The organism is [Brevibacterium] flavum (assembly GCF_019317305.1).
GTDB lineage: Bacteria > Actinomycetota > Actinomycetes > Mycobacteriales > Mycobacteriaceae > Corynebacterium > Corynebacterium glutamicum.
The window spans coordinates 1,831,118-1,851,840 of the sequence record NZ_CP079240.1 but is presented as its reverse complement, the minus strand read 5'-3'; the positions used below and the strand labels follow the sequence as shown (position 1 = coordinate 1,851,840).

General features: G+C 55.9%; 14 protein-coding genes. 8 read left to right on the top strand and 6 right to left on the bottom strand.

All coding sequences use genetic code 11. The annotated features are described in order from the left end of the window. Positions 1-17 precede the first annotated feature (17 nt). A complete protein-coding gene (locus tag KW808_RS08895; protein ID WP_034983767.1) occupies positions 18-1,706 on the top strand; it encodes a glycerol-3-phosphate dehydrogenase/oxidase in 1,689 nt (562 codons plus the stop codon). Here KW808_RS08895 and KW808_RS08890 read toward each other — a convergent pair. From KW808_RS08890 to cssR, 5 genes are all read right to left on the bottom strand, one after another. Continuing rightward, positions 1,703-3,052, bottom strand: a complete 1,350-nt coding sequence (locus KW808_RS08890; protein WP_499651954.1) for an L-serine ammonia-lyase — start codon at positions 3,050-3,052, stop codon at positions 1,703-1,705. The genes KW808_RS08895 and KW808_RS08890 overlap by 4 nt on opposite strands. 361 nt (positions 3,053-3,413) lie before the next feature. Further along, positions 3,414-4,094: an FMN reductase gene (locus KW808_RS08885; RefSeq protein ID WP_003862146.1), complete on the bottom strand. Its 681-nt coding sequence runs from the start codon at positions 4,092-4,094 to the stop codon at positions 3,414-3,416. Positions 4,095-4,120: 26 nt separating this feature from the next. Beyond that, the gene (locus KW808_RS08880) at positions 4,121-5,236 is read right to left on the bottom strand and encodes a CE1758 family FMN-dependent luciferase-like monooxygenase (RefSeq protein ID WP_003862148.1); all 1,116 of its coding nucleotides are present in this window, start codon (positions 5,234-5,236) and stop codon (positions 4,121-4,123) included. A 91-nt stretch (positions 5,237-5,327) separates the two neighbouring features. After that, entirely contained in the window at positions 5,328-6,044 is a 717-nt protein-coding gene (locus KW808_RS08875; RefSeq protein ID WP_003862150.1) for a hypothetical protein, read from the bottom strand. Further along, positions 6,028-6,624: a transcriptional repressor CssR gene (cssR, locus tag KW808_RS08870; protein WP_003862153.1), complete on the bottom strand. Its 597-nt coding sequence runs from the start codon at positions 6,622-6,624 to the stop codon at positions 6,028-6,030. The genes KW808_RS08875 and cssR overlap by 17 nt, the downstream gene beginning before the upstream one ends. Positions 6,625-6,717: 93 nt before the next feature. Here cssR and KW808_RS08865 point away from each other — a divergent pair, with 93 nt between their 5' ends. The 3 genes from KW808_RS08865 to KW808_RS08855 are packed head-to-tail and all read left to right on the top strand — an operon-like array spanning position 6,718 to position 11,936. After that, positions 6,718-7,368 (top strand): P-loop NTPase family protein, encoded by a 651-nt coding sequence (locus tag KW808_RS08865; RefSeq protein ID WP_003862155.1) that lies wholly within the window; start codon positions 6,718-6,720, stop codon positions 7,366-7,368. After that, on the top strand, positions 7,368-9,227 hold the full coding sequence (locus KW808_RS08860; RefSeq protein ID WP_499651950.1) for a YhgE/Pip family protein: 1,860 nt from the start codon (positions 7,368-7,370) through the stop codon (positions 9,225-9,227). Before KW808_RS08865 ends, KW808_RS08860 begins: the two co-directional genes overlap by 1 nt. 30 nt (positions 9,228-9,257) lie before the next feature. Beyond that, complete coding sequence (locus KW808_RS08855) at positions 9,258-11,936, top strand: DEAD/DEAH box helicase (RefSeq protein WP_080708836.1); 2,679 nt, start codon at positions 9,258-9,260, stop codon at positions 11,934-11,936. A gap of 51 nt (positions 11,937-11,987) precedes the next feature. On the opposite strand, the gene ypfJ is transcribed toward KW808_RS08855, so the two are convergent. After that, positions 11,988-12,881 carry a KPN_02809 family neutral zinc metallopeptidase gene (gene ypfJ, locus KW808_RS08850; protein WP_413540397.1) on the bottom strand — a complete coding sequence of 298 codons (894 nt, stop codon included), beginning with the start codon at positions 12,879-12,881 and terminating at the stop codon, positions 11,988-11,990. 244 nt (positions 12,882-13,125) lie between these two features. Here ypfJ and aspS point away from each other — a divergent pair, with 244 nt between their 5' ends. From aspS to alaS, 4 genes are all read left to right on the top strand, one after another. After that, positions 13,126-14,940 carry an aspartate--tRNA ligase gene (gene aspS, locus KW808_RS08845; RefSeq protein WP_003862165.1) on the top strand — a complete coding sequence of 605 codons (1,815 nt, stop codon included), beginning with the start codon at positions 13,126-13,128 and terminating at the stop codon, positions 14,938-14,940. 190 nt (positions 14,941-15,130) lie between these two features. Further along, positions 15,131-16,330 (top strand): phosphotransferase family protein, encoded by a 1,200-nt coding sequence (locus KW808_RS08840; RefSeq protein ID WP_003855934.1) that lies wholly within the window; start codon positions 15,131-15,133, stop codon positions 16,328-16,330. Positions 16,331-16,383: 53 nt separating this feature from the next. Next, entirely contained in the window at positions 16,384-17,763 is a 1,380-nt protein-coding gene (locus KW808_RS08835) for a replication-associated recombination protein A (protein ID WP_003855936.1), read from the top strand. Positions 17,764-17,877: 114 nt separating this feature from the next. Then, a complete protein-coding gene (gene alaS / locus KW808_RS08830; protein ID WP_003862167.1) occupies positions 17,878-20,544 on the top strand; it encodes an alanine--tRNA ligase in 2,667 nt (888 codons plus the stop codon). Positions 20,545-20,723 lie beyond the last annotated feature (179 nt).

Genomic DNA, 20,723 nt, shown 5'->3' with positions numbered 1-20,723 from the left:
CTATTAGGCTCACTTTTATGACGAGCGCACACTTTGAATCCCGCCGGATTGGCACTCCGCTTCGCGATAATTATGACGTCATTGTGATTGGCGGTGGAATCTCAGGTGTACAGATTGCGCGACATGCTCAAGGCCGCGGTTTACGCACTGTGATGTTTGAGGCCAGAGATTATTCTTCTGGAACATCATCGACAACCTCCAAGATGATTCATGGTGGTTTGCGCTATTTGGAGCAGTACGATTTCGGCGTGGTCCAGGAAGCCGTGAAGGAACGCCGGTACCTAGGTATCGCCGCTCCGCATTTGGTGGCTCCACGCAGTTTCATGCTCACGGCGTTTGATTGGTCAGAGCCGAAAGCCCCTGTGTTGGGTGCTGGTGTGGCGTTGTATGAAACGATGGCGTGGCAGCGTAACCAGGGGCAATCGAAGGAAAACCACTCGCCGCGTTTCCGGTGGATTCCTAAAAATGCACTGCTCAAGGAAGTCCCGTGGCTTGACCCGGAGGGCTTGAAGGGAGCGTGGCGCCACGATGATACGTTGAATCTCCATGCAGAACGACTCCTCCTCGCGGTGATTAAAGCTTTTGCGGCAGATGGCGGAACGGCGATTAACCACGCCAAAGTCACTCGCATTCTCCGGAACGTGGAAGAAGGCCGCGTCAAGGGTGTAGAAGTGACTGATCAGGTCACCAACACCACGCATGAGGTGTATGCCCCTGTGGTGATCAACGCTGCGGGTCCGTGGGTTGCGCAGGCGTTGGGTGATTTGGCGGAGGTAACCAAGTTGAAGGTGCGCCAATCCAAGGGAGTGCATTTGCTCACTGGTGATTTGGGCAGTCAGAGTGGCGTGTTTGTGCGTGGTAAAAACGGCAAGCATGTGATCGTGAATCCGTGGATGGGGCGCACCCTTATTGGTCCAACCGACACCATGATTGACGGTGACGCTGATGATGCGGCTGCAGATGAAAGCGATATCGATTTGCTGCTTGAGACCATCGATTCGGTACGCGCTACACCGCTTGATCGCAAAGAGATCATCTCCACGCTGGTGGGTGTGCGCCCGCTTGTTGATGACGGCACCGACACCTACACGTCCTCTCGCCGTTTCGATATTTCTGATCACGCCAACGTGGGCATTGATGGTTTGGTGTCTGTCTCTGGCGGCAAGTGGACCACTTCGCGCGTGATGGGGTACAAGGTGATTGAGCATGTGGTGGAGCACCAAGCTGCGGTGTTACCTCCGCTGCGCCACTTTGACTCCAGGCAGATGCCGTTGAGTACTTCTTTTGGCGCGTATGAGTCCGTGGGTGATTCCTTTGAGTCAGCGCTTCGCAGCCACCCCGAGCTGGATGTGGATGATGAAATCCGCGTGCATCTGGCCAGACTGTATGGAACTGAGCATGAAAAAGTGCTGGATCTCGTCGCAAAGCAACCCGACCTGGGGCGCCGACTTGACCCAGACAACCTTGATATCGCGGCGCAGGCCGTTTTTGCTGTCGCCGAGGAGGCGGCCGTCGACCTGGCGGACGTGCTGGATCGTCGCATTGTGCTCGGCACGCTGGGTTATGTGCAACCGGCTGCCGTGCGTGCGACGGCCGAAGCAATGGCGCAGGTCACCGGGTGGTCAGCTGAGCTTATCGACGCCCAGTGCCAGTCCTACCTCGCCAAGCAAGACAAAATCCAAGCCGTGTTAAAGCCGTACCGCTAACACTCCGTCATCGACACCGGGAAGCCCAAGGTGGTTGCCAAACCACCAAGGGACGTTTCCTTGTATTTGGTCAACATGTCCCGACCGGTGGCAGCCATCGTGACCACCACATCATCCAAACTCACGCGATTGTTGCCATCACCAATCCGGGCAAGCCTTGCCGCATTGATGGACTTCATGGCAGCAATAGCGTTGCGTTCAATACACGGAATCTGCACTAACCCGCCCACCGGATCGCACGTCAATCCCAAATTGTGCTCCAACGCAATCTCCGCGGCGTTTTCCACCTGTTGCGGAGAACCACCTAAGACTGCACACAACCCGGCAGCCGCCATCGCGGACGCTGAACCAACCTCACCCTGACACCCCACCTCCGCGCCAGAGATCGAGGCATTTTCCTTAATGATGATGCCCACCGCACCCGCGGTATACAAAAACGTCCGCGCCTGCTCCGCCCCAAAACCTGTCAAAAAATCCCGCGCATAGTGTATCACCGCCGGAATAATCCCCGCAGCACCATTAGTCGGAGCAGTAACCACACGACCACCAGCGGCGTTTTCTTCATTCACCGCCAAGGCGTACAGATTCACCCACTCCACAGCATCAAGATCAGCACCCAGCTCACACGTATCCCCGTTGCTAATCAGCGCGTGTACCTGCGGCGCCCGACGTTGCACATTCAACCCACCCGGTAAAATCCCAGGCGTTGCGATGCCTTGTGCCACGCACTCCTGCATAATCTGCCACACTCGATCCAAATGGGCATCCACTGTGCCAAGATCCCCGTGGATTAAGCGCTCATTATCCTTCATGACCTCCGCAAAATCGCGCCCATATGCGAGTAATTGGGAACTCTTCTGAAAAGGACAAGGCACCTCTGCCTCTGGATGAATGGTTGACACACCTGATCCGATATCGTCCAGCTTCCGGAAATCCTCCAACGTCATAATGAACCCACCACCCACCGACAAATAAGTCCTTGTGGTTGATCCTTTAAAGGTAACGGCATTGGGGTGTTCTGGAAGAGGATGAGGATCAAACGTCAGGGAATACGACACCGTTCCCTTTGGCCCGTTCACAGAACCTTTCGCAGGAATCGGCGCGCCGGGTGAGGGTGCAGCATCAATGGGAACTATCGTTGGTTCCCATCCCACCAGACCCAGTAATACCGCCCGGTCAGTGCAGTGGCCTTTACCGGTGGCGGCAAGGGATCCGTGCAACGTGATATCGACATGCGAGCTGGGAAATTCAGAGATATACGTGAGGGCGGCTCTCATGGGGCCGACGGTATGTGAGGATGATGGTCCGATACCGATGCTAAATAGATCAACAACACTGATAGCCATGGCTGAGGGTGGGCCTTTTCTCTGGTGGTGTACAAGGTGATCTGCTTGATTGTAGTTGTTTTTGGTCCATCGCCTCCGTGAGAGTCTGAAGTTGCACGAATCCACCACAGATCATGAAATTTCAGCAATCTGTGGTGGATTTTCTCGGTGAAAGGCTCTGTACCTGCAATTTTCGGACCGATTCCAAAGGGCGATGGCCGGTTTGTGGTGGATCCTTGCCCTGGAAGCTTTCAGGATTCACACTTGTCACACTTGTCCCAAAACTATGACCCTCTAAAACGCCGTTTAAGCGCTTTACAGGGTCTGGGTCATGTCTTGGGGTCTCCAAATGCTTCAATGCCTTAAACGGAGATCCGCGAATTTAGCCGTTTCCGTCGTGTCCTTTGAGAAGATCGGCAAAGCTGCTGAAGTTCTCTCCCGGGGTCACGCCAGTGGTGCGACGGAAGGAAAGGTCAGCGTCTTGGTTCGCGGTTGCGCCCCCAAGGCCTTCCACACTGGAGTAATCCTGCAACATGAGTGTCGCTAATTCGCCAGCTGCGCGGTTCACGCGACGTTCAAAGTCGGCGCCAGCTTCAGTGCCGAAATCTTCCGTGGCTGCGAACACGCCGGTGGGTACGACAACTGCTCGCAAGTAGGTAAACAGTGGTCGGATGGCGTGGTCGAGAACCAGTGAGTGGCGTGCCGTTCCAGCAGATGCCGCAATGATGGTGGGCAGACCCACAATGGTCTTGGGGTCCAGGACATCAAAGAACATCTTGAAGATGCCGGAGTAGCTCGCGGTAAATACTGGGGTAACAGCGATCAGGCCATCGGATTCAGCAAGGCGCTGTTTTGCAGCGTCAAGTGCTGGTGAGCTCATACCGGCGCTTGTGAATGAGGTAGCGAGATCAAAGATCAGGTCTCGGATTTCAATTACTTCAATATCCAGGGATTCGCCACGAGCAGAAACAGCGGTTTGGACTGCCTTGGTGATTTGATCCGCCACGGAACGAGTGGTGGACGGGTTAGAAAGGCCTGCGGTAACAACAGTGAGCTTTCGCATAATGTGTCTCCTTAGTTTCAGAAAAACTACTCAGTTGGCTGACCAGGGTTGATCTGGAAGTGAGGGCTGTTTCGGTTGGCCTTCAGGCTCTGGTGGGTTGGTGGGTTGGATGGAACGTGGTCTGGGCGACGCTCCTCCATGCGGCGGCGTACCTCTGGGACGACATCGTGGCCGAGGCGTTCGATCTGATCAAGGACCATTTCTAGTGGCAGGCCGGCGTGGTCGATGAGGAAGAGCTGGCGCTGGTAATCGCCTACCCAGTCGGCGAATTCCATGGTGCGTTCGATAACTTGCTCAGCGGTACCGACGGTTAGTGGGGTCAGGCGGGAGAAATCTTCAAGTGATGGTCCGTGTCCGTAGACAGGGGCGTTGTCGAAGTAGGGGCGGAAGGTCTTCTTTGCTTCTTCTTCAGAATCGCCGATGAAGACTTGGCCACCGAGTCCCACGATGGCCTGGTCTGCTTGGCCGTGTCCGTAGTGTTCGAAACGCTGGCGGTAGAGGTTGACCATTTGGGCGGTGTGCTCTTTGTTCCAGAAGATGTTGTTGTGGAAGAAGCCGTCGCCATAGAAGGCTGCTTGCTCTGCGATTTCGGTGGAGCGGATGGAGCCGTGCCAGACGAATGGTGCAACGCCGTCTAATGGTGCTGGGGTAGAGGTGTATCCCTGCAACGGTGTGCGGAATTTGCCCTGCCAGTTGACTACGTCTTCGCGCCAGAGGCGGCGCAGGAGGTGGTAGTTTTCAATCGCTAGTGGGATGCCTTGGCGGATGTCTTTGCCAAACCATGGGTAAACGGGTCCGGTGTTGCCACGGCCCATCATGAGGTCAACACGGCCGCCGGAGAGGTGCTGGAGGAAGGCGTAATCTTCGGCGATTTTTACCGGGTCGTTGGTGGTGATCAGCGTGGTAGAGGTAGAGAGCAGGAGCTTCTTGGTTTTCGCTGCGATATAGGCTAAGTGTGTGGTTGGGGAGGAGGGTACAAATGGTGGGTTGTGGTGCTCGCCGGTGGCAAAGACATCGAGGCCTACTTCTTCAGCCTTGAGTGCGATTTGGGTCATCGCGTGGATGCGTTCGCCTTCGGTGGGAGCTTTGCCGGTGGTGGGGTCTACGGTGACGTCGCCAATGGTGAAGATGCCGAATTGCATGGTAATTTTTCCTTCCAACCAAGTTTGTTGATATGTCACCAAACTAGCAGTTTTTAATGGACGCGTCAACAAAAATTCTAAATAGGTATGACTAATAGATTTTGAGCATGTCCATCAGTGTTCGCATGTCTCGACCAGTGACAACACGCAGGGGCTTTTGGTGGGGTTTACCGTGCTCGGTCAAGATGACGGACCAGGGGAGTTTGGGGCCGGTCATGATGTCGATGATTTCTTGGGCCGTTGAGGAGCGGGGCAAAAAGACTGCTGTGTCGGAAGATTCTGCATAATCCAGCACATCATTAATGGAGCGTGCATCCAGCTGGGCGTTGTCATGTAAATCGGAGGCGACCCAACGAGCGATCGTGTTGGTAGTTAGCAGTGCCACGTATTCCGTTCCGCTATATATGGGGAATTGGGAGATCTCTGTGGTTCGCACAACTTCTAAGGCTTTACTCACTGGATCTTCAAGTGAGTAGGAGCGAACTTTTTGCGCGGGAAGCACATCTAAGGCGATGGGTGGGTTGAGTAAAAGAGATCGAATTTTCTCAATGGTGTCTACGGTGTCGGGGCGGGGATCTGCAATGGGGCGTAGATCGTTGTATTGGCCGTGGCTAATTGCGTTGCGAAGCTCTGCAAAAGCATCGAGTGTTTCTGCTTGTTCTTTAGAGGTCAGGTGCTGTTTCTCGGCGATACGTACCATCCACCTGAAACTGTCGGAGCGTTTGGCGCGCAGCTGGGTTCGAAGGTGGGCTTCGATGTCATTGAAGGCGGATAAAAAGGAGACTGCTAGATCAGGGCTTTCCGTCATGTTTTTCGATGTTAGCCATCGCGCCGTGTTTAAGACCGGACAAATAAAGGCCAAGGAGTGCTTTGTGGGAGTTTTCTGAAATTGTCGCCAGTGCGGTGATGGGTGGACGGGAAATGGTAATCAAACCGACGATGTAGGTGCCCGGCGCGATGTCGTGGTGTACGAGTCCGTGCTGCTTGGCCAGGTTGATGAGTGTTGTGGTGTTTTTCTCTGTGGTGCGACGCAGGGCGGAGACCTCGTCGGGGAGGTCGTCTAAGGATTCTGGGGCAAGTGCTGGGACGAGGGAGCCTAGGCCGCGGTCGAAAAGTAGTTGGTTGAAGGAGGTCCACACGCCTTCTGGGTCGGTGGGGAAGGTGCTGATGGCTTGGAGTTGGAGGGAGATGACCACGTTGAAAAGGTATTGGGCGCATGCCATGTCCAGTGTGAAGCGATCGGGGAAGTTTCGGTATAAAGTTGCAACACCCACTCCTGCCTGTTCTGCAATGTTGTCCATGGTGAGCGAATCATGATGGTGAGTGCGGTAGAGATTGCAGGTTGTGGTGATGATGTGTTCGCGGCGTTTTAGTGCGTCTGCTCTCATGTTTTTGTTCTCCAGTTGACAGCGGGGGTGGTGGTGGTTCTAAAATAGCCTACGTTAACTGATAGTGTTTCCTCCACTTACGGAAGAAGATACATGAATACTCCTCTTTTGAGAAGCTCTGGGCTCTCCATCCGCGACACACCCTTCGCCGATGTTGAGATAGCTCCAGACAGCGGGCTCACCTTGCTGAGCACCGGGCGCGAATCCCAATCCAGTTCCTTTTCTTTGGTACTTTCCGGCCGCATGCGCGCCTCCACCGGAACCATCGAATTAAACGGCGAACCCATCAAGGCAACCAAACTGGCCAAGCATGTGGCTTTGGCGGGCATCCCTGAAATCGATTCACTCGAGCGACTTGTCACTGTGCGCACCGTTGTCCGTGAACAACTCGCCTGGTCAAGCCCTTGGTACCTGATGGTGCCCAGGGATATTAGTGATTCGGGACAGTGGGTTGACGTCGAAAAGCATCTTGGCCTGAACCTGAACCCTAAAACCTTAATCGGCGACCTCAGCGTGCTCGAGCGTTTTAAGCTGCGCATCGCGCTGGCGCTGCTGGCGCGGCCAGAGGCGCAACTGTTGGTCGTGGATGATCCCGATCAAGTGCGCAGCATGGAATTGCGTGCGGAAGTGTTGCACGCATTGAAAGGTGTTGCAGAGGATCTCCCTGTGGTCGTCGTATCAACCAACCCAGACTTTGATTCCTTGGCCGATACCGCTTTGACCATTACGGGGGCTGGAAACTAATGGCATTTTTACACTTTGGCTCAGAACTGAAACGATTTGGCCGCGGAAAACTCCCACCATTGGGGTTTGTTGTGGTCATGTTGCTGCCGTTGCTTTTCGGCGGCGTCTTTGTTTCTGCCTACTATGACCCCATCGGTGGCTTGTCCAAGCTTCCCGTGGCCGTGGTCAATCAGGACGAAGGTGAACTCGATGCCGGCGCCCAGGTGGTGGAGAACCTCCTGGAGCAAGACAACATCAAATTCATTGAAGTCAGCGCCGAGGAAGCCCGCGAGGGAATCAACGACGGTACCTATTATTTCGGCATTGAAATTCCGAAGAACTTCAGCGATTCTATTGCCAGCGTGACCAGCGATTCACCCGCGCCAGCAACCGTCAACGCGGTATTCAACAACAGCAACGGCTTCATTGCCTCCATGCTGGGCAACCAGGTGGTCAACACTGTTGTGGAGACCATGGACACGGAATTCGGCGTCCGCATTGTGGATAACATGCTCGTCGGTTTCTCCACCTTGGGCGACGGCATGAACCAAGCCGCCGAAGGTGCCACTACGCTCAGCGATGGCGTCGGTTCCGCCAACGACGGCGCCGTTCAGCTTGCCGACGGCGCGGTCACCCTGCGCGACGGCATCGCAAGTGCCAATGAAGGTGCGCAATCGCTTGCCGACGGCGCCAGCCAGCTCGACACCGGCCTCGGCTCCGCGGCTACAGGCAGCCAAACGCTCGCCGACGGTCTATCCAGCCTGTCTGCGGGCACCGCCCAACTAGGCCAAGGCGCAACCCAGGTTTCAGATGGCGTGGGCCAACTTGTCGACCAAGTAGCACCACTGACCGCCTATGTTCCAGACATCAACTCCCAGCTGATCACCCTGCGCGACGGCGCAGCCACCATTGCCTCTGAACTATCTGACCCCTCCAGCACCTACCGCTCCGGCGTGGACTCCGCTGTGAGCGCATCCCAGCAACTAGCAGCCGGCCTGCAAACCCTGAAAGACGGATCCAGCCAACTCAGCATCGGTGCACGCACCCTCGCTGATGGCATCAGCCAATTGGCCGCAGGTTCAGAACAGCTAGTTGTTGGCGCACAAGCACTGCGCGACGGCACCGTCCAGCTTGATGAAGGCTCCAGCGAACTCGCCCTCAAACTCACCGACGGCGCAAGCCAAGTACCAACCTTCGCTGACGGCGCAGACACCACCATCGCAACCCCAGTTGAAACAGAACAAGCAGGAGACACCACACCGCTCTTCGGTATTGGTCTCGCACCATTCTTCATGGCTGTCGGCCTGTTCATGGGAGCAACCGTTGCCTGGATGATCCTGCACCCAATCAGTCGCCGCGCACTTGACTCCCGCATGGGAGGCTTCCGAGGCACCCTGGCAAGCTACCTTCCAGCAACAGTCTTAGGCCTTGGCCAAGCAACCATCATGTGGGCAGTACTGTACTTCCTGCTCGACCTCAATCCAGCTCACCCAGCTGGACTGTGGATGGCGATGGTCGCCATCTCATGGGTATTCATCTCCATTACCCATATGTTCAACAACGTGGCAGGACCCTCCGCAGGCCGTGTGCTGTCCATCGTGATGATGTCCTTCCAGCTAGTCTCCTCCGGTGGCCTATACCCACCAGAAACCCAGCCAGCATTCTTCCACTGGTTCCACACCTACGACCCGATCACCTACGCAGTCAACCTCATGCGTCAAATGATCTTCAACGAAACCCCATCCAATGACCCACGCTTCATGCAAGCAATCTGGGTACTGCTCTTCATCTGGGCACTGATGCTTGCCATCTCCACCCTGGCGAATAGAACAAACAAGGTCCTTCGCATGAAGGATTACCACCCAGAACTGAAGGTCTAGAAGCTTTTCCCGCCCGGTTCAATAGCGTTAATGGCAGAATCAAACGCTATGGACCGGGCACAAATCTCTGCACTGCTAGATAGAGCACAGCACACAATCAACCTTGCCGAACAAGCAAACAACGTGCTCCGACTGTTGAAAACACCCGGAACGGCCACAGTAGGGGACAAAGGGACACTCGGCACCGATACCTATCTGATCCCATCCCGCAACATCACCTGGCCTGACAACCTGTATGTCAACGTCTTTCTAGACGGCATGAATGCAGAAGCCACCCTTACCGATTACGTCGCATCAGTCGCTTCGATCCCACGCCTATGCCAGATCATCAACGAGGGCCAAGGCGGCATGTTCCGCAGACTATTCAACCCCACCAAGGTCCAAGCCGGCGACCAAGCTGTCTTCGACCTCATGGTCAAACTCGACGAGATTTCATCTACCACCCACGAAGTCTCCCGCATGCTCGAGGGCGTCCACGCTGCCCGCACCCGCCAACAACAAGGCGTTGCACTTTTCCCAGGTATTCATGGAGTGGGAGAGCGCTACATCGAACGCGCACAACAGGTACTCGCCTCAGCCCTCGGTATCGCTGGATTCAGTGCCGAACCCTGGGACGGACATACCCTTGCCCAAGCGCGCCGGGTAGTTCAACGCTACGCCCAAGATCCTAACTCCGAATACCGGCTGAAAAGCGAAGCCGAGAAACACCTCACATCCATCAACGAGCTCCACGTACAGATACTCCTCGAACAACTCCCCGTCGATGCTCTCCGCACCGCCACCGATCACCGCCTGCGCTTTGGATCCCTCGATTCCATCCACGTCGCAACCGTCGCCGACGTCCTAAAAACACACACCTCCATCCTCACCACCGTGCAAGGTATCGGCGCCCAAACCGCGGGGCGGATGAAAGCCGCAGCAGAAACACTCAAACAAGAAGCACTACGCCGCCAAAACACCTCCATCGGCGACGAACCTACCCAACCCGCCATGCGTCTAATCAACGTGCTGGCTCGCTTCGACCAAACCGAAACCATCACGCCCGAAGAACGCGCCCGCCGCACCCGCGTCATCGACTACGTAGAACACATACCCCCAAGCCTCGACCCCTACATCGTCATCAACCCAGCAACGCCTGAGTTCAACAACTTCACCGACGACCTCCGCTGGATCGACGCAAACCCCAACCTCTTCCACCCACAAACAATCACCACCCCACCCGCCGACATCTGGGACGACTACATCTCCCGTCCCGCTCACTACCAAGGCCTGCTAGCCACGCTGCTCGGCCGCGACATCGAAGGCGCAGACGAACTCCTCGACGCCACCACCCTCCAAAAAATCAGAGACCTCACCCTCGACAAAACTCATCTCACCGACCTCCACCTCCGCGGATACCAATCATTCGGCGCCCGCTTCGCCATCATCCAAAAGAAAACCCTCCTCGGCGACGACATGGGACTCGGCAAAACAGTCCAAGCCCTCTCCGCAGCTGCACACCTTGCCGCCACCGAAAAAGACTTCCGCACCCTCGTCGTCGTACCCGCATCCGTCATTGTTAACTGGACCCGCGAATGCAAACGCTTCCTCAACCTCCCCGTATTCATCGCCCACGGAGACAACAAACAAGACGCCATCAACGCCTGGTCTAACACCAACGGAATCGCAATCTGCACCTACGACGGCGTCCGCACCATGGACATCCCTGCGCCGGGTCTGGTCATTGCCGATGAAGCCCACCTGATCAAAAACCCCTCCACCAAACGCACCCAAGCACTGCGCAAACTTATCGACGCCGCCCCATACACCCTTCTGATGACCGGCACACCACTAGAAAACAAAGTGGAAGAGTTTGTAAATCTCGTGCGCTACATCCAACCGGAGCTGATCACCCGTGGCATGTCCAAAATGCAGGCCGAGAATTTCCGCGAGCGCATCGCACCAGCCTATCTGCGCAGAAATCAAGCTGATGTGCTTGACGAACTCCCAGAGCGCACCGACTCCATCGACTGGATCGACCTCACCCCAGAAGACCGCAGCGCCTACGACGACCAAGTCCGCCAAGGCAGCTGGATGGGCATGCGCCGCTCCGCCATGCTCTCACCAACACCACGCCTAACTTCCGCAAAAATGCAACGCATCCTAGAACTCCTCGAAGAAGCAGAAGAACACGGCCGCAAAGCCCTCATCTTCACCTACTTCCTCGACGTCCTCGACGAACTGGAAAAGCATCTAGGCGAGCGCGTCATCGGCCGCATTTCCGGCGACGTGCCAGCCACCAAGCGCCAATTGCTTGTCGACGCCCTGTCCCACTCCAAACCCGGATCCGCCCTCATTGCCCAAATCACCGCCGGGGGAGTAGGCCTAAACATCCAATCCGCGAGCCTCTGCATTATTTGTGAACCTCAAGTAAAGCCAACCATCGAACAGCAGGCCGTCGCCCGAGTCCACCGCATGGGCCAAACCGCCACCGTCCAAGTCCACCGACTCATCGGCGACGAAACCGCAGACGAACGCATGCTAGAAATCCTGGCAGGCAAAACTCACGTCTTCGACGTCTACGCCCGGCTATCTGAAACCGCAGAGATTCCAGATGCTGTGGATATCACTGAATCACAGCTGGCAGCACGGGTTATTGATGAGGAGCGTGCACGGTTAGGGCTTACTGAATCCACTGGCCCTAAAGATGAAGAAACGGCCTTAAGCTAGTTGCCTAAGGCCGGAATTAATCGGTGTGGGGAGACGTCGAAAAGTAATGCTTTAAGCGTCGTTGTAGACGCCCCGGCCGAGGAAGTCGCAGGCGCTCATCTGGCCGGTGTTGTAGCCGGCGAGGAACGCGTCTTTGCGCTGCTGCGATGAGCCGTGAGTCCAGCTTTCAGGATTGACATCGCCACCGGATCGTTGCTGGATATTGTCGTCGCCCACGGCGCTTGCAGCAAGGAGAGCGGAATCTAGCTCAGATTCGGTGATGGGTTGGAGTAGCGGATCCGGGCCTTCGCTGGAGTGATTAGCCCAAATGCCTGCGTAGCAATCGGCCTGCAACTCGATCTTGACGGCGTTGGAATCAGCGCCCGGATCGTTGTAATTGGACAGTCCAAGTGTGCCCTCGAGGTTTTGGATGTGGTGGCCGTACTCGTGCGCCACGATGTACATCTGGGCAAGCGGGGCGTTTTCTGCACCGAACTGACGCATCTGATCGAAGAAAGTCAGGTCAAAATAAGCGTCTTGGTCTGACGGACAGTAAAACGGCCCAGTGGACGCAGAAGCGAAACCGCAGCCGGTTTGGGTGGAGTTTTCGAAAAGAGTCAATGTCGGCTCGGTGTATTCGATACCAGCCTGAGCTGGAAGCAAAGTCTGCCACATTTCATTGACGGAGAATGAGGTGTAGTAAAGGCGACAATCATCACTGGCGTTGGCATCTGCGCCGGTTTGGCAGTGATCAAAGTCGCCGGCTCCGGTGGACTCTCCAGACTCGATCTGGGTTTGATCGCCACCTAAAACCTGGTCGATCTCGGCAGGGTTACCGCCAAGGAGCAAGAAGAGCCCGACTAGGAGCAGGCTACCGATGCCGCCACCAACGGCCATCCCTCGGCCACCGCCGCCACTTTTGCGGGCATTTCCACCTGATCGAGTTACATCATCACGAAAGGTCATGAAAGAAATCATGGCACATTACATAGGGAAACCGACAGGTTCGGGTGTAACAAAATGGACGCAATCGAAAACTGACTGCACCTAATAAACCACTCAAGGTTCAAGGCAAACCAGATGGCGGGTACAATGCGTGTGTTGCCTGTTTCTGGGCTGCATGCCCGCCCTTTTTGGGTGGTTGAGCTTATTGTTTAAGGCTCCAGAAACCATCGACTGATCAAAACCAAGCGGAAGGACTTCCACCAACGTGCTGCGCACTCATCTCTCAGGCGAGCTTCGTAAAGAAAACGCAGGCCAGTCAGTTACTCTGACCGGCTGGGTCAATCGTCGCCGTGACCACGGTGGCGTGATCTTCATCGATCTTCGCGACCGTACTGGCATTGCCCAGGTTGTTTTCCGCAATGAGGACGTTGCTGAGCGTGCACACGCGCTGCGCAGCGAATTCGTCCTACGCGTCACCGGCGTCGTCGAAGAGCGCCCAGAAGGCTCTCAAAACCCTAACCTTGCATCCGGCGACATTGAAGTCAGCGTTACCGAATTTGAGGTACTCAACGAGTCCGCTCCACTTCCTTTCCAGATCGAGGATTCCTCCTCTGCTGGTGAGGTTGGCGAAGAGACCCGTCTGAAGTACCGCTACCTGGACCTGCGTCGCCCAGTTCAGGCGAACGCCCTGCGTCTGCGCTCTGCTGCCAACAAGGCTGCACGCACCGTGTTGGACAGCCACGATTTCACCGAGATCGAGACCCCAACCTTGACTCGTTCCACCCCAGAAGGCGCACGTGACTTCCTGGTTCCAGCTCGTCTGCGCCCAGGCACCTTCTACGCATTGCCACAGTCCCCACAGCTGTTCAAGCAGCTGCTGCAAGTTGCTGGCATGGAGCGCTACTACCAGATCGCTCGTTGCTACCGCGATGAGGATTTCCGTGCAGACCGCCAGCCAGAGTTCACCCAGCTGGACGTTGAAATGTCCTTCGTGGACCAGGATGATGTCATCGCACTGGGCGAGGAGATCATCTCTGAGGTGTGGAAGTTGATCGGATATGAGATCAAGACTCCAATCCCACGCATGACCTATGCCGATGCAATGCGTCGCTACGGCTCCGACAAGCCAGACCTGCGCTTCGACATTGAAATCACCGAGTGCACCGAGTTCTTCCAAGACACCACATTCCGTGTGTTCAAGAACGAATATGTCGGCGCAGTTGTCATGACCGGTGGTGCTTCCCAGCCTCGCCGTCAGCTCGACGCATGGCAGGAATGGGCCAAGCAGCGCGGTGCTAAGGGACTTGCTTACATCCTCGTTGGTGAAGACGGCGAGCTGTCCGGACCTGTGGCTAAGAACATCACCGACGCTGAGCGCGCAGGAATCGCAGCTCACGTTGGCGCACAGCCAGGCGACTGCATCTTCTTCGCAGCGGGAGACACCAAGTCTTCCCGCGCACTGCTCGGTGCAGCTCGTGGCGAGATCGCTAAGAAGCTCGACCTGATCAAGGAAGGCGACTGGGCATTCACCTGGATCGTTGACGCTCCAATGTTCGAGCCAGCAGCAGACGCCACCGCATCCGGTGACGTTGCACTGGGTAACTCCAAGTGGACCGCAGTCCACCACGCCTTCACCTCACCTAAGCCAGAGTTCCTGGACAACTTTGACACCAACCCAGGTGACGCACTTGCTTACGCATACGACATCGTGTGCAACGGCAACGAAATCGGTGGCGGTTCCATCCGTATCCACCAGCGCGACGTTCAGGAACGCGTTTTCGAGGTTATGGGCATCACCGGTGAAGAAGCACGCGAGAAGTTCGGCTTCCTGCTTGACGCCTTCGCATTCGGCGCACCTCCACACGGCGGAATCGCATTCGGCTGGGACCGCATCGTGTCCTTGCTGGGCGGCTTTGACTCCATCCGCGACGTCATCGCGTTCCCTAAGTCCGGTGGCGGAATCGACCCACTGACTGATGCTCCTGCAGCAATCACCCCGCAGCAGCGTAAGGAAGCTGGCATCGATGCCAAGCCAAAGCCTAAGGCGGAAGCACAGGCTGAAGAGTCTGCTGAGAAGTAATTAAGAATGAAATGGGGGTGAAGTTATCTAACTCACCCCCATTTTCTATGGTGCTCTGTACCATAGAATGAGGAAATACGCGCTTCCGCGCCGATCAAATTCATTGATTGTTAATCGGAAGTTTTTTTGAACAGGTAAAGCTAGGGGACCTGTTCAGTGCCTGTTGGCGGATGTATTAAGGAGAATGCCCATGCTGAGCCACGAAGAAATTGTTGCGATCGCAGAAGATTTGCTGTCTAAACGCTACGGCGGTGTACAAACTCTTTCTGACGTGGAGCAGCTCAACGGTTCCGGCACCTCCGCGGTGCTGCGTGCCAGGGTGGCTAACTCCCCATTCTTCCAACAGCGCTCCGTGGTGTTGAAGTACGTGCCCAGCACCGGAGACGTCTTTGATGATTCTGCGCTGGTGCGTGAAATCGTCTCCTACCAGTTCACCACCTCCTTGTCGGAAGATGTCCGCCCAGGGCCAGTCATTTTGGCCTATGACATTGACAAGCGCATCCTGGTCATTTCAGATTCCGGCAACGGCGACACCTTTGCGGATCTGATCGATCAGCGTACCGGTGATCAACGCATGCAGATCCTTCGCAACCTCGGCCAATCGCTGGGCAGCCTGCACGCCGCCACCGCAGACCGCGAAGAAGACTTCAACATTCTGCTCAACCGTATGCTGGCCAAATACCCAGCCACAGCTGAGATGCAGAAAAACCGCGATAGGTTGCTGCCCGCAGCAATTGAGGTGGGTAAAAAGATACTTGTCGACGCCGGGGTCACCGTTCCAGAAGTCGTCGAGGAGTTTGCCCGCGTAGCTCGGCGACGCCTGATTTCCGGACGCCACCGTGCCTTCACACCTTTTGATTTGTCACCCGACAACATCATCGTGGCTGAACGCACCCACTTCCTGGACTACGAAGTTGCCGGTTTCAGGGATGCCACCTTTGATGTTGCTTGTGTGATCGCAGGTTTCCCACAATTCGTGTTCAGCCGTCCCATCTCTGATGATGAGGTAGACGAACTCATTGAATCCTGGGTCCAAGAAGTCCGTGGAATCTGGCCCAATGTGAACAATGAAGAGCGCCTCCAAGCACGTATCGTGACCGCTCTCATCGGCTGGGCACTATCGAGTGTTGCCTTCATGAAGCTCGGCTCCATCAGCGGCATGCTTAACCTGCTGCACGTCACCGAAGATGGAAACACCACTTTGGATGTCTCCAACCTTGATGAACTGTTGATTCCACGATCTGCCGAAGATGACGAGCTGGTCCAGCAAGACCTCCACGACACGTTCTCCGCGCTTCAGCGATTTGCAGCGCGCGGGCTGGATTCCAGGTTCCCTGAGGTGGCACGATTCGCAGACGACGTGGTGCGTTTGTTCCTCAAAAATGACTAGCTGAAGAGCACTGGTTGCTTGGTTGTTTCAGCCAAGCGACTAACCTGTGCACTATGGCCCAGGATTCACTTTTTGAAACGCCCGAAACACCGGGATCCGCAGGCAACACAAGCAGCGTGAGCAATTCCAAAGCCGCCTCGAAGTATTTTCACCCAGGCGGACACGCACCCCTTGCTGCCCGCATGAGGCCAAGGACGCTTGATGAAGTGGTTGGCCAACAGCATTTGCTGGGGGAGGGCAGGCCACTTCGCCGGCTCATTGAAGGTTCAGGGGATGCCTCCGTCATTTTGTATGGGCCTCCTGGCACTGGAAAAACAACCATTGCCTCATTGATTTCTGCAGCTGCAGGCGATCGCTTTGTGGCGATGTCGGCGCTGTCCTCAGGTGTGAAAGAAGTCCGCGCCGTTATTGAACGTGCGAGGATGGATCTGCAATTAGGGCAGCGCACCGTGCTGTTTATTGATGAGGTTCATAGGTTTTCCAAAACTCAGCAGGACGCGTTGCTCTCTGCAGTGGAAAACCGCACCGTGCTGCTTGTTGCAGCGACAACTGAGAACCCCTCCTTTTCAGTGGTGTCTCCACTGCTGTCCAGGTCCTTGCTGCTCCAGTTGGAATCTTTAAGCGATGAGGATATTAAAACTGTCCTTAACAAAGCGCTTGAGGATGAACGTGGTCTTGCCGGTCGAATCACCGCCACCGATGAGGCCGTTGACCAGTTGGTTCTTCTTGCCGGTGGCGATGCCCGCCGAGGCCTGACCTACATTGAAGCTGCTGCAGAAGCGGTAGAAGATGGCGGCGTTTTAGATATTGACACCGTCATGGCCAACGTTAACCGCGCAGTGGTCCGCTATGACCGCGATGGCGATCAGCACTATGACGTGGTCAGTGCCTGGATCAAATCAATTAGAGGCTCCGATGTAGACGCAGCCTTGCACTATTTGGCGCGCATGATTGATGCCGGTGAAGACCCACGGTTTATTGCCCGCCGGTTGGTGGTTCACTCAAGTGAAGACATCGGTATGGCTGATCCTTCGGCCATGCAAGTGGCCATTGCTGCAGCTCAAGCTGTGCAACTAATCGGTATGCCAGAAGCGCGGATCAATTTGGCGCAAGCAACCATTCATTTGGCACTAGCCCCCAAATCCAATGCTGTCATCATGGCCATGGATGCTGCCTTGACTGATGTTCAGCAAGGCCACATCGGTACCGTTCCCGCGCACCTTCGCGATGGTCACTATGAAGGCGCCAAAAAGCTCGGAAATGCAGTGGGATATTCCTATCCTCACGATGATCCCAGGGGAGTGGTCCGGCAAGAATATTTACCGGAGAACCTGCGCGATCGGGTCTATTACGAGCCCACCACACACGGTGGAGAGAAGCGGATTGCCGAGTACATTGGCAGGCTTCGTCGTATAATCCGCGGAACCAAGTAGCCCGGGTTGCTCAACACCTAGTGGAGACGGGTAAAGTTACCACCAGTCCATTTTTAGGCGTGTGTTTTTGCATGCGCTAAAACATTTCGAGAAGTTCTAAGGCAGGATACCGCTGTGCAGACCCATGAGATCAGGGAGCGTTTTACCAATCACTTCGTCAATGCCGGTCACCAGGCAGTACCTAGCGCGTCACTGATTCTCGACGACCCTAACCTGCTGTTCGTTAACGCAGGCATGGTTCCATTCAAGCCGTACTTCCTGGGCCAGCAGACCCCACCTTTTGAAAACGGCATTGCGACTTCCATTCAGAAGTGTGTTCGTACCCTGGATATTGAAGAAGTGGGTATCACCACTCGCCACAACACCTTCTTCCAGATGGCAGGTAACTTCTCCTTCGGCCAGTACTTCAAAGAAGGCGCAATTACCCACGCATGGGGCCTTCTGACTGGTTCCGTAGCAGACGGCGGCTTTGGCCTTGATCCAGAGCGCCTCTGGGTCACTGTGTACCTCGATGATGACGAGGCTGCAGAGATCTGGGAAAAGAAGATCGGCGTCCCAGCAGAGCGCATCCAGCGCCTGGGTATGGCTGACAACTACTGGTCCATGGGTGTACCAGGACCTTGTGGCCCTTGCTCCGAGATCTACTACGACCGCGGCGAGAAGTACGGCAAGGAAGGCGGCCCTGTCGCTGACGATAACCGCTACATGGAGATCTGGAACCTGGTCTTCATGGAGAAGGAACGCGGACAGGGTATTGGCAAGGACAACTTCGAAATCCTTGGCGATCTTCCAAAGAAGAACATCGATACCGGCATGGGCGTCGAGCGCGTTGCCTGCATCCTCCAGGATGTTGAAAACGTCTACGAAACCGACCTGCTGCGCCCAGTCATCGACGTTGCAGAGACCCTGACCGGAACCAAGTACGGTTCTGACAACACCTCTGACATTCGCTTCCGCGTTATCGCCGACCACTCTCGTACCGGCATGATGCTCATCCTCGATGGTGTTACCCCAGGCAACGAAGGCCGTGGATACATCCTGCGCCGCCTGCTTCGCCGCATTATCCGTTCCGCACGTCTGCTCGGTGCTACTGGTGAGACCATGGAGCAGTTCATGAACACCATCATGGACACCATGACCCCGTCCTACCCAGAAATCGCCGACAACCGTGAGCGCATCATGCGTGTGGCTGTCACCGAAGAGCGCGCTTTCTTGAAGACTCTGGTCTCTGGAACCCACCTCTTCGAAGAGGCTGCAACCTCCATCAAGGCAGCAGGATCCACCAAGGTTGCCGGTGCTCAGGCATTCGCACTGCACGACACCTACGGTTTCCCCATCGACCTCACCCTCGAAATGGCTGCAGAAGCAGGCCTTGAGGTTGACGTTGAAGGCTTTGATTCCCTCATGGCAGAGCAGCGCTCCCGCGCAAAGGCTGACAGCCAGGCAAAGAAGCACGGCCACACCGACTTGAGCATCTACCGCGAATGGGTCGACAACAACCCAACCGTATTCACCGGCTTTGAGGAACTGGATTCCCAGTCCAAGGTCCTCGGACTACTTTCCGATGGTGCCAAGATTTCTGAAGCCACAGAAGGTCAAGAAGTTGAGGTCATCCTCGACCAGTCACCTCTGTACGCAGAATCAGGTGGACAGCTCGGCGATCGTGGTCAAATCCTGCTCGGAGACACCGTGCTTGATGTCCATGACGTGCAGAAGATCGGTAAGAAACTGTGGGTTCACAAGGCACTCGTGGCAAACGGTGGACTTGCGGTAGGTGATGAAGTGGTGGCAAGCGTCGATAAGCAATGGCGCCATGCTGCACGCCAGGCACACACCGCAACCCACCTGATTCATGCCGCTCTGCGGCAGGTTCTTGGACCAACTGCCGTCCAGGCAGGATCCATGAACAAGCCAGGCTACCTGCGCTTCGACTTCAACTACACCGAGCAGCTCACCCCAGCACAAGTCGAGCAAATCCAGGCGATCACCAACGAAGCCGTGGACACCGACTGGGCTGTCAACACCGTGGAAACCTCACTCGAGGAAGCCAAGGCAATGGGGGCGATGGCGCTCTTCGGCGAAAACTACGGAAGCACCGTGCGCGTCGTGGAAATCGGCGGACCTTTCTCCATGGAACTCTGTGGCGGTACGCACGTTGCGCACTCCTCACAGATCGGCCCAGTGGCACTGTTGGGTGAATCATCCATCGGCTCCGGCGTGCGCCGCATCGAGGCCTACTCCGGCCTGAACTCCTTCAACTACCTGTCCAAGGAACGCGCACTCGCCGAAGGTTTGGCAAGCTCCCTGAAGGCTCCATCCGAGGAACTTCCAGAACGCGTCGCACAGCTGGTAGACAAGCTGAAGGCAGCAGAGAAGGAAATCGAAGCCCTGCACCGTCAGCAGCTCATGGCACAAACCGCAGACCTGTTGAACAACGCTCAAGAGATCGGTGGCGTCACCACCTTGCTGCTGCGCGTCAAGGACAACACCAACGCCGGTGACCTGCGCACCATCGCAACCACCCTGAAGGACAAGCTCGGCGACCGCGAAGGCGTCTTGGTTATTGCCTCCGACAACGCCGGCAAGGTTCCATTCGTTGTAGCTGCAAACAAGGCCGCTGTGGCTCGCGGAGCTCACTCCGGCAACCTGGTTAAGCTCGTTGGTTCCTACATCGACGGTCGCGGTGGCGGCAAGGCTGACCTCGCACAAGGATCCGGCGCCAACATTGCTGGCCTGGAATCCGCATTCGGCGCAGTCCGCGCTGAGATCGAGGCACTCTAAGCCTTAGGTCTAGGCCCTAAAGAATATTGCCGGGGTTCTCACGACGAGAACCCCGGCATTGCATGTTTTAGAAGGGTTTGGGTCCTATTTTGGGGACAGATCAGACGGGTCTTCTTCCGTACGGCTATGCTTAAAAGCTAAATTTGTCTTTGTGCCTTGCAACACATTAATTTCTTAAC